Below are 14,702 nucleotides of genomic sequence, written 5' to 3' on the forward strand. Positions count from 1 at the left end.
AAAATTCTGGAGAAGAAGATAACGAAAGTCTCGAATTTCTGGGGGATGCTGTGTTAGGTTTTCTAGTAGGAGAACTACTCTATAGACGTTATAAAGAAGAATATGATTTAAAACCTAAAGAACTTACTCGTCTCCGTTCACTTTTAGTAGATGAAAAACAATTGGCAAAATTTGCAACTCAACTAGAAATAGGTGAATTAATGCGGCTTGGTAGGGGAGCAGAAAAAGATGGAGGTCGTCAAAACCCGGCTTTACTTAGTGACACTTTTGAAGCAATAATTGGAGCCTTTTTTCTAGACTCAACTTTGACAAAAGTTCGCCCTTTTGTAAAAAAACTTTTTCAACCCGTTGCAGATGAAATAATTTTTCCAGATTCAGAAAGTGATGTACAAACAAATGATTTAGTAGATACTAAAGGTAAATTTCAACAGTGGGCATTGGCAAAATTTGGAGAAAATCCTAAATATGAATCTAATAATGGAGAAGGTCCAGACCATGCCAAAATATTCACTGCTGAAGTTAGAGTTAAGGGAAAGTTATATGGCGTTGGAAAAGGTCATCGTAAACAAGAAGCTGAAAAACGGGCGGCAGAAAAAGCTCTGAGAAAAGTAGGATTAATTTGAAGAAAAAAGTGGGGTAAACAAACAAAATTTCTGGTGGTGCATTGTAATAGACATCTGGCGAAAAAAATAGACTTTTTACATAAGTAGGCAACAGGGAACAGGCAACAGGCAACAGGGAAGAAAATTTCTGAAAAAAAACACAAAAAATGATCTATATGTGTAATTTCCACTCCTATTTATAATGGTCGTCTATTAAACATCTGGTGAAAAAAATAGACTTTTTGTAGAAGTAGGAAAAAGGGAAGAAAATTTCTGAAAAAAAACACAAAAAATGATCTATATGTGTAATACCATTTTGAAAAAAGAATGTGTTCGAATAATAAGCATGAGAAAAATATTTTACAGGAGGTCTCCCTTTGACAAAAAATAGAATTTCTTAGCTCAAAACTGGCATTGAAGCTATTCCCATACGACTCGGTCCTCCTGACTTCCCCTCCTGGGAGGGGTTGGGGGTGGGTTGACTCCTAAGAAATAGCCTAACTATTTGTAGCAAACATTCATAAAATTGGTATAATTTCTACTCCTATGTCTAATGGTCGTCTATTAAACATCTGGTGAAAAAGAATAGACTTTTTGCAGAAGTAGGAAAAAGGGAAGAAAATTTCTGAAAAAAAACACACAAAATTATCTATCTATGTAATTTCCACTCCTATGTCTAATGGTGGTCTATTGAACATCTGGTGAAAAAAAATAGACTTTTTGCAGAAGTAGGAAAAAGGGAAGAAAATTTCTGAAAAAAAACACACAAAATTATCTATCTATGTAATTTCTACTCTTATCTCTATTGTAATTATTTTCTCAAGGGAAATGGCAGTGGGAGCATCTTGCTCCCTTGCACTTGCGTTATTCTTCCCCATCTACCATTACTATGCACGACTATCAAAAAATTTACCCCTATCTATAGAACCCATTTGAGATCTATATAATTGTGGTAGATAATTGTGGTAGTCAAGTCTTTTCGCACATCAATTTTGAGAAAAAATCTGAAGAAGGAGTGTTGAATTTTTTGTATTATCTCTCCTCACATCTTCTCTGTTCCCTCTTACCTCCTGTCTCCTGTCTTCCCCTCCTGGGAGGGGTGAGGGGTGGGTTGTCTCCTGACTCCTAGCTAAAAAAACTTGATATTTATGAAGATACGATCGGGGGTTCTATAATTAGACATCTCCAGAAAAGAGGGAACAGAGAACACCGAAACAGGGAACAGGGAACAGGGAACAGGGAAAAATAATTGATTTTATTTTTGATTTTCACTCCTATGTCAACAAATTAAGCAACTGCTTGACGCCCTTCAGTTTGACCAAACCGAATGTAATGTTCTAACCCATTGATAAATAAACCATTTGCTACTGCATCAGCAATTTCTGGGTAAGTAGTCAGATAAAAATTTTCATCAAAAGCAAACTGAGGCGATCGCCCTTCTAAAAAGCCAAATTCTAACCAATGTTCAAACCCGTTATTAAATAAACCATTTGTCACAGCATCTGCTACAGCGGAATTTTCTAGCAAGTAAAGATTTTCGTTGAAACTGCTAGGAATATTAGGAGAGGGAATATTTGGAGGTTGATTATTAGAGTTTAGTTTGGCAACAAAAATATCGTTCGCTGTACTACTACCACCTGGAATAAATTCAGGAAAAGCAGTGGAGTTGCTGGAACCGACAATATAAGTGTTACCAACTTCGTCTACTGCAATGTCATTGCCAAATATACCCAAATTATTGTTGGTCTCAAAGGAAATTGAATATTCTACAGTTCCACCATCGTTAGATATTTTACTGACAAAAGCATCGGCAAAATTATCGTTGCCAATAATATAAGTATTGCCGACTCCATCAATATCAAGACCTTCGATAGACTCGAAATTCGCTCCACCTAAATAAGTCGCATATCCAACAGAGCGATCGCTATTCACTTTCATCAAAATTCCATCACTTTCACCCCCACCAAAATTATTTTGCAAAGCATTAACAGTGGGAAACTCTCCAACTGGGGGTACTACTGCATCACCTCCAATAATTTGACTACCGGAAGATCCTCCTACATAAATGTTACCCACTTCATCTACGGCAATGTTATTACCAGTATCTCCATCTACCGCACCATAATAAGTGGAAAAAATTAAGTCGCTACCGTCACTATTAAGTTGGGTAATGAATATATCTCGGTCTCCACCTAAAGAATTTTGTACTGCATTTTCAGTAGGAAAGTCAATGGAACGAGTATCACCAGTTATGTAAGCATTGCCACTATTATCTATAGTAATATCGTTACTTACCTCCGTATCATTTCCACCAAATAAAGTTGAGTAAATTAACTGATTACCATCAGTAGATATTTTACTGACAAAAGCATCACGATTAAATTCATTAATTAAAGTATTTCGTAGGGCATTTTCTGTGGTAGGAAAATCACCTATACCAGTAAGAGGGACGATGGGAAAACGGAGTAAAGCACCTGTATCTCCTGTTATATAAACATTGCCATTATCATCTACAGCAATACCACTACTAAAATCGTTATCTTGCCCACCTAAATAAGTAGAATATTCAATATTACTACCATCATCAGATAGTTTAACTACAAAAGCATCTCCTGAAAATTCACCGCCACCATAAGTATTTTGCAAAGCATTTACTGTCGGAAAGTCTACAGAATTTGTATTACCTGTGACGTAGATATCTCCACTTTCATCTACTTCAATATCTGTACCAAAATCATCACCACTTCCACCTATATATGTAGAATAAATCAGAGTTCCATCAGGAGAATATTTAGCAACAAAAGCATCACCATAACCAAATTCATTACCTCCAGCAAAGCTATTTTGTACAGCATTTGCAGTTACTGGAAAATCTATAGAGTTGGTACTGCCAGTAATGTAAATATTGCCTTCTGCGTCCGTAGTTATGCCTCGTCCATCTTCAAAATTACTGCCTCCTAAAATGTCAGAAAATTCTATAGTTGGGTTATTATTTGAAAGAATTTGGGAATCGAAATTTAACCCTGGATTATTAATCAAAACTATATCATTAGTTTCTGGGAAATTTTCCACCGGAGTAATTACCTCTGGAGAAACTTCTAATGGTGGTGGTGGTGGAAAATCTATGTTTGCTGATATTATCTCTGGAGAAACTTCTAGTAGTGGTGGCAAATATGGACGTGTTAATGTTGTTTGTGACTGTTCACTTAGAAAGTTTAATTCATTCATAATTAACACTATATTAAATTCAAAATTTACTGGGAAATTATTTTTTTTATTATACAATAATTATTGCTTAGTACATGGCTAATTAGTCAGTATTATTGCCGATTTTTTCATATAAATATTAGATATAGCAATTCTCAAAAAGCGTTAGGTACAAAATCCTTTGTTTTAGTGATTAGGGAGTAGGAAACAAAAAAGAAGAAAAAAAACTGTACCTCAGTAACTTGAGAAACGCTATATTATTCTATTTTATCTCTAAACATTTAAGCATTAATCATTGATTTTTTTCTTTTGAACCTATCCCGCTATTTTTAACAAGTTTATTTGTGTAAGTAAAATGTGTTTGAAAAGCTTAAGGAGTAGGGAGTAGGGATTAGGGAGTAGAAAATAAGAAAAAAAACTGTACCTCAGTAACTTGAGAAACGCTATATTATTCTATTTTATCTCTAAACATTTAAGCATTAATCATTGATTTTTTTCTTTTGAACCTATCCCACTATTTTTAACAAGTTTATTTGTGTAAGTAAAATGTGTTTGAAAAACTTAAGGAGTAGGGAGTAGGGAGTAGGGAGTAGAAAATAAGAAAAACAACTGTACCTCAGTAACTTGAGAAACGCTATATTATTCTATTTTATCTCTAAACATTTAAGTATTAATCATTGATTTTTTTCTTTTGAACCTATCCCACTATTTTTAACAAGTTTATTTGTGTCAGTAAAATGTATTTGAAAAGCTTAATTTTTCGGCGTTGGTGATTTGAGGTATGAAATCATTCATTAATTGATAATTGATAATTGATAATTACCTCTGGTTAAAACCGTTCTTGATTGAATATAAGGAAATATTATTCTTTATTTTCTCCTTAAAAGGGGAGACTTCAAGGCGCGAATTATTTAATTATTAATTATTAATTACTAATTATTCGGTAATTTAGGTAAATTAAGAGCGTTGCTGAATGGTAATAATTTTTAGATTAAGTGTCAACGAAAAATATAAGTTTTTCAATTTTACCTTCAGCTACTTACCATTACATTTCAGCAATGCCAAATTAAGAGTAATTCTTTTAATTGCAAAATTAGATATTTTCTTTACTTAGATTGACCGAAAAGCACTTTTATTTCTCCTGACTCCTAAGTAATTAAAATTAATATCATACACGCGCTTCACAAACGCCAATTTTTCGTTTTTAAAATCTCAAAATATTTAGGGTTTTTCGCAAAAATATTATTAGTGGTATAGGTTCTTTTTCTTTTAGGTTTAATACCAATTATTGTGAATTAATACTATACTTAGGTGACGCTTCAGTTATTAAATAATTAATACAGGAAAAGTCCCTTTTTGTTAATTAGCACCTCAGTTAATGTTAATTATTCTTATGTTTATTTCTCCCTACTCCCCTACTCCCTACTCCCTACTCCCTCTTTTCTAGAGATTTCCAAGGGATAAATATCTGAACTACTAGCTGACCATTCCCACATAGAACCAGAATAATTTTTTACATTAAATCCCAAATCTGTCAATACAGAAGTAGACCAAGCAGAACGTACACCACCCGTACAATAAGTAACAATAATTTTATCTTTTGTAATTCCCTTTTCTGTCAACATTTCTAAAATTTTATCCCGCGATAATAACATCCCATTATTATCTAACCAATACTTAAAATAGATATGAATTGCCCCTGGAATATGACCGCCATTTTGTTCTCCATAGGGTGTTTTTCCAGCATATTCTTGTAGATCTCTAGTGTCAATAATTACTAGGTTATCTTTTTCTAAACTTGTTTTTAATTCATTCTGACTAATATGCCAATTTTTATTCCGATTAACAACAAAATCTCCTCTAAGTGGAGAATTATTTTTCGTAAAATTAACTGTAGGAAAACCCCCTTTAACTAAAGCAGCAAAACCTCCATCAACTAAAAAGGATTTTTGATGACCTAAAGTGCGTAACATCCAAACTATTCTGCCATCTTCTCCCCAACCATTTATGGTATTGCCAAATACTATGACTGGTTTGTTATAAAAAATGCCTATAGCTTGTAATTTTTCTGTCAAAATTTTGTCATCTGTGAGTAATTTTCCTTTAAATGGAGATTGAGACTGAGAAAATTCTTGCCAACTTATACAAGTTGCATTTAACAAACTTTGAGGATTCAATATTTTACAAGAACGAGCATCTAAAATTGTTGCTCCTTGTGCAACTAATTCCTGAGCTTGAGCAGAGCTAATTATCCATTGATTTTCAATTATTTGTTGGGGAGATTCATTAATTACAAACTGAGAATTAATAGATTGATTATTAACAACTTTGGCAGTTTTAATATAATTAGTGATCGCTAGGGTAGAAATTAATCCAAATATAATTAATCCTAGCATTAAGATAATTTTTATCGGACTTAAATTTAAACCATTAGACATATATATATTTATTCTATATTACCGAATAATTGATAATTAAATAATTCACGCCTTGAAGCCTTCCCTTTTAAAGAGAAAAAAAAGAAATAATATTTCCTTATATTCAATTCTGTAACCGTTTTAACCTTCTTGTAATTATCAATTATCCATTATCAATTATCAATTAATGAACTGTTGCCCGTTTCTTGTTCCCTCTTGCGAAAGAAGCTGAAACTATTCAATAAGTCCTGCATTATTTATAGGCCAAAATCTTTTGAAGACTTTACCAAAAATATTAGAGCGAGGAACATAACCCCAGCAACGACTATCATAACTGTGGTTACGGTTATCGCCCATCACTATATATGAATTTTCAGGTAGAGTAATAGACTTAGACAAAAATCGTCGATCGGGTGGACAAACCTCTATTATTGTCTGTTGATATTTGGAGTTACCAGTAACTTTTTCCTGTGGTTTAACAGCAGAAGCTAAATACTTTTCTTCTAGAGGTTTATTATTTACATAAACTTTTCCATTTTTTACTTCTATTGTTTCTCCTGGCAAGCCAATAATTCTTTTAATAAAAGGATCTTTATATAGTTTTTTTAATGCTTCTGTTGGCATAAATATGACTATATCACCTCGTTTTGGTTCTTGAAAATTATAACTCCATTTATCTATAATCAAGCGGTCATTAATTTCCAAGGTAGGTAACATTACGCCTGATGGAATATAACGAGATTCTGCAAATTTTCCGATCAATGGTGGGATATAAAAATTGAATGCGCCAGTTATTATTATCCCTACAAAAATACTTAATAAAAACCTTTTTGAGATTTGTCTATGAACGGGGGGTCTCCGATAAGCATCATAAACAGCAAAACTAAATACTAAAAGAGTAAAGAAGGGAATAAGTGAGCTAAATATGAAGATTATAATTAATAAAATACCAAGCCAAATATTGCCTATATATATGTGACCGAATCCTGGAAATATTAATCGAGAAAGAAACACAGATAACCATGGGTATTTACTGCTTTTTCTCACTTATTCAAATTGGGAATTATTCGCTTTTCTTGCACATTTATGAGCATCAAAAAGATTCCATATAGATAACAAATTATAAGCTAGTAAAAAAGCTATACCAATTATAGGATTACTTTTTGGATTAAATATTAAATACACACCTAATCCCCAAAATAAACAGCTACAAATTATCAGTATCCAACCTCTAGAGATATTTCCTGAATATATCTGCCCTATTCCTGGGAAAAAATATGATAAATTGACAGCAAGCCATGGTTCTTTACTAGAAATAGATTGATTCATTTTTTATCTTAACTTATGATAATTTTACTTACAAAAAGTACATACCATATTAGGTTTACTTGATTAGTTATTGTCAAACTATAGCAATCCTATTTTATTTGTGTATAAAAATCTTACCGCTTTTAGGGAACAGGAAACAGGAAACAGGGAACAGGGAACAGGAAACAGGTGGAAGTTTCAGTTTTTTTATCTACTTTTTGATTTTTCACAACTTATTGATGATTACTATAAAAGCGTCAATATTTCCTGTGGAATGCTGCACAAACACCTAAAAGCTAATTTTTTAATTCATATTAATTCCGTAGGAAATAAAATCATATCAAGTGCAATAAATTTTCCCTATAAATAGAATATTTTAATTATAAATTCTTGTTTTTTGTCTCAACTTTTTGCTTTTAATTGAGGGAGAAAATTTACCGAATAATTAAGATTTAAAGGAGAGGCTTTAAAGGAGAAAAAAGAAAAATTTTTCATGATTAGTCAATCCTCTTCTTTTCAAGGAGAGGTAATTATTAATGATTAATAATTAATTGTTGAATCATTTTCTCCCTTATTGCTTAACCACATTATTTTTCAAAATGGTATTCTACTAAATCCTAACAAGATAGTTATAGTCAAATTACCTCAAAATTATTCATAGATTTGCTTTCCTTCTAACTCCTGACTTCTTTAGAAACAATTCATAAATTGACCTTACTGATTTATACAAAAATAACCAATATAGCAACATTTTATGAAATTGATATTACTTCTTACCGAAAAATTGTGGGTATGCGCCTCCCCTTTTAAGGGGATAATAAGCGGTCGTTTGCGGAGCAGTCCGTTAGGATGGGATGGCGAGGTCTCGGAACCATATCCAATCGACTCCTGTGAAGAAAAATTTTCATCTCTTTGTCAATCCTCTTCTTTTCAAGGATAGGTAATTGTTAATTATTAATTATTAATTATTAATTATTAATCATTGAATTATTCCTTTTTTTAATCCTAAATCAACAGCAACTTTATGAGCGCAAGCGAAACCAGAAAAAGCCACAGCATTTAAACCTTGACCAGGAAACGTACTATCTCCAACACAATATAAACCAGGTATTGCAGTACGATTAAATGGCATTGCTAATAGACCTTGTAACTTACGACGAGGAATAGGTCCATAAGTACCATCTTCACGATTTAAAAATCTTTGATGGGAACGAGCTGTTCCTACTTCCATATAATCTAAACCAGCATCTAAACCAGGAAAAATCTTTTCTAATCTATCAATAACTCTCCCTGCAGCTTCTTCTTTTTTTGCTTCATATTCTTTGATAGTTAATCCTTGCCAATCTTCTATATAACTAGGTGTAAAACTATGAACTATATGATAACCTTTTGGCGCTAAACTTTTGTCTAAAAGTGTAGGAATAGAAACAAAAATAGTACCTTCTGAATCCTCCATATTATCCCAATTTTCTAAGAGAATATGATGACATTCTGTACCTTCTGGAAATACAGAAGCTTCTACTCCTAAATGTAAACTTAAAAAACTTGGTGACTTTTGATAATTACTGCGCCATTTTTTCTCACTTGGCGGTATATTTTCTGCTGGAATTAACTTGCCAAAAGTATCCCATCTCGTCGCATTAGAAATAACTCGCTTACCTCGATAAACCTTGCCATTAGTTAACTTCACTCCTACAGCTTTTCCCTTTTCAATAATAATTTCTTGAACGCGAGATTTATATCGAATTTCTCCCCCTGTTTTCTCCAAACCTTCTACCAATTTTTGAGAAATTTTACCCACACCACCTTTAGGATAATTAATACCACCATAATGGCGATCGGAAAACACCATTCCAGCATTAATCATTGGCGTTAAATCTGCTGGCACTACTGACCAACAATAACATTCCATATCAATAAACTTTAATAATTGTTGATCGCTAATATATCGACGTGCAACATCACCTACATTTTGAGGCAAATACTTCAATAAACCCAGACAAGAACCAGGATTTTGAAAAAATGATTTGGAGAGATACTTTAATTCTTCTAGAGATAATAACTCCATAGAATTGAGATAATTAAACACTTTCCAACATTCATCATAAAATTGACGAATTCCTTTTTTTTCATGGGGAAATATTTGAGTTAATTCTTGGATAAACTTTTCATATTCTTGGTGAACTTTTAACTCTAAATTATCTGGTAAATGATAATGTATTTGCACGGGGTCGGGGATTGTTTCTATCTCAACATTTACCGCGTCTAAAGCACGAGTCAGTAAATTTGTTGTACCTTTTTTGCCAAAACCAAATATCATTGATGCACCAACATCAAATATGTATCCCTCCCTTTCAAAGTAACCGGAGCTACCACCAGGAATAGTATAACCTTCTAATACTATAACTTTGCCTCCTTTAGCTGCAAGTTGAGTAGCTGTAACTAAACCACCAATACCAGAACCAATAATTATTGCATCATATTCAAGTATTGGAGGAAATTTATCAGTTAATGACTGAGATGCTGGAGAAATTGTCATAGTAAGACCTTTGAAATTTTGCTAGATTTTAGTGTAGCGCTTATGATGTTAATAGTGTTTGATTTGAGTCAATCAAAGTTTAGTAGATATATATAGCAATTTGATAATTGCTAAAATAGATAAGTTTGGGATTTTAGGAAATAGGGAAGTAAAGAGTAGAAGGGAGTAGGGAGTAGGGAGTAGGGAATAGAAAAAAAGAAAAACAACTTTACCTAAGCAACTTGAGAAACCCTATATATTTAATCCCCATATTTTTTATCGATCTTTTCCCTTATAGGTTGAAGACCCCACCATCATCCGCCATTTCTACAAGGTTCTTCGGATGCTATTTCATATCTACTTTTCCTTTCTGTGCAAGATTACTAAACCTTCATTCCTTCTTCCTTGTTCTTCCTTCTTCTTTCTTCCTTGTAGTAAGTATAATATTTTTGACAACTACAAAAATCAAACATCAAAATTCCCAACCATATTTGTGACCTTCTTCCTCCCACTATTTTCCTCAATCCTGAAGTTTCTAATGTTATATATTTAATCCTCATATTTTTTCTTGACTTTTTTTATCGATATTTTCCCTTATAGGATACTATTTCCTATGCACTTTTCCTTTCTGTGCAAGATTACTAAAACTTTATTCCTTCTTCCTTGTTCTTCCTTCTTCTTTCTTCCTTGTAGTAAGTACAATATTTTTGACAACTACAAAAATCAAACATCACAATTCCAAACCATATTTGTGACCTTCTTCCTCCTGGTATTTTCCTGAAATCTCAGTTGGGAATTTTATATATTTAATCCTCATATTTTTTCTTGATTTTTTGGATTTATCTTTTCCCTTATAGGTTGAAGACCCCACGATCATCCACCGTTTATATAAAGTTATTGAGATGCTATTTCCTATCTACTTTTCCTTTCTGTGCAAAATTACTAAAACTTTATTTCCTCTTCCTTCTTCCTTGTTCCTTCCTGATAGTAAGCATAATATTTTTGACAACTACAAAAATCAAACATGAGAATTCCCAAGCATATTTGTGACCTTCTTCCTACTGGTATTTCAGGAAAATACTAGTTTGAGATTTTATATATTTAATCCTCATATTTTTTCTTGAGTTTTTTGATTTATCTTTTCCCTTATAGGTTGAAGACCCCACGATCATCCACGGTTTCTACAAGGTGATTGAGATGCTATTTCCTATGCACTTTTCCTTTCTGTACAAGATTACTAAAACTTTATTCCTTCTTCTTCCTTCCTCTTTCTTCCTTGTAGTAAGTATAATATTTTTGACAACTACAAAAATCAAACATCAAAATTCCAAACCATATTTCTGACTTTCTTCCTCCTGATATTTTCCTGAAATCTCAGTTTTGAATGTTATATATTTAATCCTTATATTTTTTCTTGACTTTTTTGATTTATCTTTTCCCTTATAGGTTTAATACCCCACCATCATCTGCCGTTTCTATAAGCTTCTTGGGATGCTATTTCCTATGCACTTTTCCTTTCTGTGCAAGATTACTAAAACTTTATTCCTTCTTCCTTCTTCCTTCTGATCCAATAGTTATATCAAATCCGCTCGGGTTCGGTATAAAAAATTTTTCATCCTTAGCGCAAATGTGTAAATCTTTCGCGCATTCTCTTCCCTTCTGACTCCTGACTCCTGACTCCTAGATTAACTATCTAATTATACCGATGTTACCGGATTTGATATTATATGATAATTTAAGATTAATAAATTGGTATCTTATTGGAATTTTGCGATCGTGACTATGCAACTTCGTGTTTATGTCCCACCTCATCCTTTAGTAAAACATTGGTTAGGTGTAGCTCGTGACATAAATACACCCTCTGCTCTATTTCGTTCTGCAATGACAGAATTAGGTCGATGGTTAACCTATGAAGCAATTCGAGATTGGTTACCAATAGTAGAAACAACAGTACAAACTCCTTTAGCTGAATGTCCTGCTACTTTTGTTAATCCTCAAGTCCCTGTCGTAGTAATACCAATTCTCCGAGCTGGTCTAGGATTATTAGAAGGAGCGCAAACTGTTTTACCATTAGCATCCATCTATCATCTGGGAATAGTTAGAAACGACGAAACTCTCGAACCTAGCTGTTATTTGAATAAACTACCTCCCCAGTTTACCCCTAGTGTTCGGGTTTTGATTTGCGACCCCATGTTAGCTACTGGTGGCACAATTATGCAAGCGATGAGTGAATTAACTGAGCGTGGGGTTGATGTTGCTTCAGTAAGAATAATTTCTGTAGTTGCAGCTCCTCCTGCTCTACAAAAGTTGAGTACCACTTATCCTAACTTGGTTATCTATACAGCAACTATTGACGAGGTTGTTAATGATGTCGGCTACATTATACCAGGTCTTGGCGATGCTGGCGATCGAACTTTTGGTACTTAGTTTAGTTAGGGTTTGCTGAATAAAGTATGAGTGGTAGGGGTAGGAGTCAGAACTCAGGAGTCAGAACTCAGGATAAATGGGAATTATAGAGAAGGTAGGATTCAAAAATTAATAATTAATCATTAACAATTACCGAATAATTAATAATTAGGGTTTGCTGAATAAAGTATGAGTGGTAGGGGTAGGAGACAGGAGACAGGAGAAATGGGAATTTTGATAATAAATCAAATCAATTATCGCACTCTTATTTATCAATTATTTCCCTCTAATCCCTACTCCCTCTTTTGGAGGAAATATCTAATATCTGTTTATAATTCTATCATTACTTCAATATTTCATCTCCCCTACTCCCCCACTCCCCTCTTCCCCTTCTGGGAGGGGTTAGGAGTGGGTATCCTACTCCCAACTATAATATATAAATAATACCGGATTTGATATTACTGGCCACTTGAAGCAAATCAGAATTAATTGATTATTGAGATTTTATTAAGAATATGCTAAAGTTAAAGATAGACATTAATATAAATGATTAGCTATTTGCTAAATATGAGTAATAGAGATGGTTTTGCAAGTGGTTTGATTACAGGAGCAGCAGTTGGCGGCCTGGTAGGTGGATTATTGGGAATTTTAGTAGGAGCAAGAGTGTCTAATGATGCAGATGAAGCAGAAAATTTATTAGAAACTCAAGAAGATACTGAAAAACAAAAAGCCATAAAAGAATCAGAAATTATAGAAGAGACTCGTCAAAGTTTGGAAGGTAAAATAGCCCAGTTAAATCAAGCAATTGATGAAGTGCGCCAACAAATAAATGGTGTTAATGGAAACTTGGCAAAGACTGGGCGATCGCTCTCTGAAGAACCCTAAAATTATTAAGAATAAATCTATAATAAATCTATTTCATCAAAATAGATTTTAGAGATAGCTCAGAATGAAATATTAACAACACAAAGCTGTGCTAAACTATACTTGAAAATCTATCATAAATGTTGAAATATCTCGAGCCTTTATAATCGCGAGATTTAACCGTCAGAATAGGCCAATAAAGAGCGCGGGGAACCCACGCACACAGCCACTTATAAATTTAAACTAGAAAAATAATTGAGCAATACGCCCGTGAATTTTTGGCGTTATAATCGTATCAATAGTCGTGTGCCCCACGGCCTGAGAAAATGCACCGCCGGCCCTGAGGTTTCCGAGGGCGTAAAGACGGAGCCAGAAAAAGCTTGTGGAGATGGTAGTAGCAGGGGTGCAAATCAACTTGTTTGATTTGTTATCTAGCCCGAGAATCTGTGTCAGCGTAGCTTTGCGTCAGCAAAACAAAAATCTCCCGTTATAATAGCTCTTATTTAACGGTGAGAGTGTCAATAATTGTTTGTAGTTTCAGAATAATAAAACTTATGAATGCCTCTATAGGACTGTTAGCCCAAACTTTAGGAACATTTGTACAAATATATTTAATTTTAATGTTCATTAGGATCTTATTAAGTTGGTTTCCTAATATTAACTGGTACGATCCACCATTCTCTGTATTGAGTCAGTTGACAGATCCTTATCTAAATATATTTCGCTCTATTATTCCACCCTTGGGAGGTATAGACTTTTCTCCCATAATTGCTATATTTGCTCTCCAGTTTGTTGCCCAACTTTTGACTGGATTACTAAATGGTTTAGCTTATTAGGGTGTGTCATCAATTAAAAATTTGACAAAATGAGTGTTGTCTGCTTTAGTTCAACAATGAATAATGAATAATGAATAATTACCTCTCCATGAATTGAAGAGGATTTACTAATCATGAAAATTTTTATTCACAGGAGTCGATTGGATATGGCTGGGAGACCTCGCCATCCCATCCTACGGAATGCTGCGCAAACGACCGCTTATTATCCCCTATCCAAGGGGAGGCGCATACCCACAATTTTTCGGTAATAGGACATCTGCTCCATCCCAGATTGAAGTTTGAGGAGTAGTTAAAAAAAAGAGTTGGATTACCTAGAGCATCTACTACCCCATGTATTTTACTGCTCAATCCCCCAATCCTTAGGCCAATATCTTCCTGTTGTGCAGTACTATCCTTGGCCCCGGCACTATGTTGATCAGCACGAACAATAGTGGCATCGATCATGGCATATTCATGATCTGCATCCTCAGCTAAAGCATGAAATACTCTTTCCCAGCTCCCAGCAATGGCTCCAACGACTAAAGGGGGTATGGATCACCCGGAA

General features: G+C 33.8%; 10 protein-coding genes and 1 pseudogene. 4 read left to right on the plus strand and 7 right to left on the minus strand.

Annotation, left to right across the window (positions count from 1 at the left end):
- Positions 1–623, plus strand: a 623-nt coding sequence (gene rnc, locus F6K23_RS21070) for a ribonuclease III (protein ID WP_293159446.1), incomplete at its 5' end; no start/stop codon positions are given.
- A gap of 1,266 nt (positions 624–1,889) precedes the next feature.
- Here rnc and F6K23_RS21075 read toward each other — a convergent pair.
- From F6K23_RS21075 to F6K23_RS21100, 6 genes are all read right to left on the minus strand, one after another.
- Positions 1,890–3,830 (minus strand): SBBP repeat-containing protein, encoded by a 1,941-nt coding sequence (locus F6K23_RS21075; protein ID WP_293159448.1) that lies wholly within the window; start codon positions 3,828–3,830, stop codon positions 1,890–1,892.
- A gap of 1,394 nt (positions 3,831–5,224) precedes the next feature.
- Positions 5,225–6,247 carry a sulfurtransferase gene (locus F6K23_RS21080; RefSeq protein WP_293159450.1) on the minus strand — a complete coding sequence of 341 codons (1,023 nt, stop codon included), beginning with the start codon at positions 6,245–6,247 and terminating at the stop codon, positions 5,225–5,227.
- Positions 6,248–6,460: 213 nt separating this feature from the next.
- A complete protein-coding gene (gene lepB / locus F6K23_RS21085; RefSeq protein WP_375340775.1) occupies positions 6,461–7,027 on the minus strand; it encodes a signal peptidase I in 567 nt (188 codons plus the stop codon).
- A 246-nt stretch (positions 7,028–7,273) separates the two neighbouring features.
- Positions 7,274–7,555, minus strand: coding sequence for a hypothetical protein (locus tag F6K23_RS21090; RefSeq protein ID WP_293159454.1), 282 nt, complete (start codon positions 7,553–7,555; stop codon positions 7,274–7,276).
- 958 nt (positions 7,556–8,513) lie between these two features.
- Positions 8,514–10,073, minus strand: a complete 1,560-nt coding sequence (gene crtH / locus F6K23_RS21095; RefSeq protein WP_293159456.1) for a carotenoid isomerase — start codon at positions 10,071–10,073, stop codon at positions 8,514–8,516.
- A gap of 362 nt (positions 10,074–10,435) precedes the next feature.
- The gene (locus tag F6K23_RS21100; protein ID WP_293159458.1) at positions 10,436–10,612 is read right to left on the minus strand and encodes a hypothetical protein; all 177 of its coding nucleotides are present in this window, start codon (positions 10,610–10,612) and stop codon (positions 10,436–10,438) included.
- Between the two features lie 1,216 nt (positions 10,613–11,828).
- Between F6K23_RS21100 and upp the strand changes: the two genes are divergently transcribed.
- The 3 genes from upp to F6K23_RS21115 all read left to right on the plus strand — a co-directional run bounded on the left by upp (position 11,829) and on the right by F6K23_RS21115 (position 14,158).
- Positions 11,829–12,479, plus strand: coding sequence for a uracil phosphoribosyltransferase (gene upp, locus F6K23_RS21105; RefSeq protein ID WP_293159470.1), 651 nt, complete (start codon positions 11,829–11,831; stop codon positions 12,477–12,479).
- Between the two features lie 546 nt (positions 12,480–13,025).
- Positions 13,026–13,343: a hypothetical protein gene (locus F6K23_RS21110; RefSeq protein WP_293159460.1), complete on the plus strand. Its 318-nt coding sequence runs from the start codon at positions 13,026–13,028 to the stop codon at positions 13,341–13,343.
- Positions 13,344–13,876: 533 nt separating this feature from the next.
- On the plus strand, positions 13,877–14,158 hold the full coding sequence (locus F6K23_RS21115; RefSeq protein ID WP_293159462.1) for a YggT family protein: 282 nt from the start codon (positions 13,877–13,879) through the stop codon (positions 14,156–14,158).
- Positions 14,159–14,461: 303 nt separating this feature from the next.
- On the opposite strand, the pseudogene F6K23_RS42885 reads toward F6K23_RS21115, so the two are convergent.
- A pseudogene (locus F6K23_RS42885) lies at positions 14,462–14,662 on the minus strand (IS5/IS1182 family transposase); the annotation flags it as partial.
- Positions 14,663–14,702: the final 40 nt, after the last annotated feature.

The sequence above is a fragment of the Okeania sp. SIO2C9 genome, assembly GCF_010672455.1.
Lineage (GTDB): Bacteria > Cyanobacteriota > Cyanobacteriia > Cyanobacteriales > Microcoleaceae > Okeania.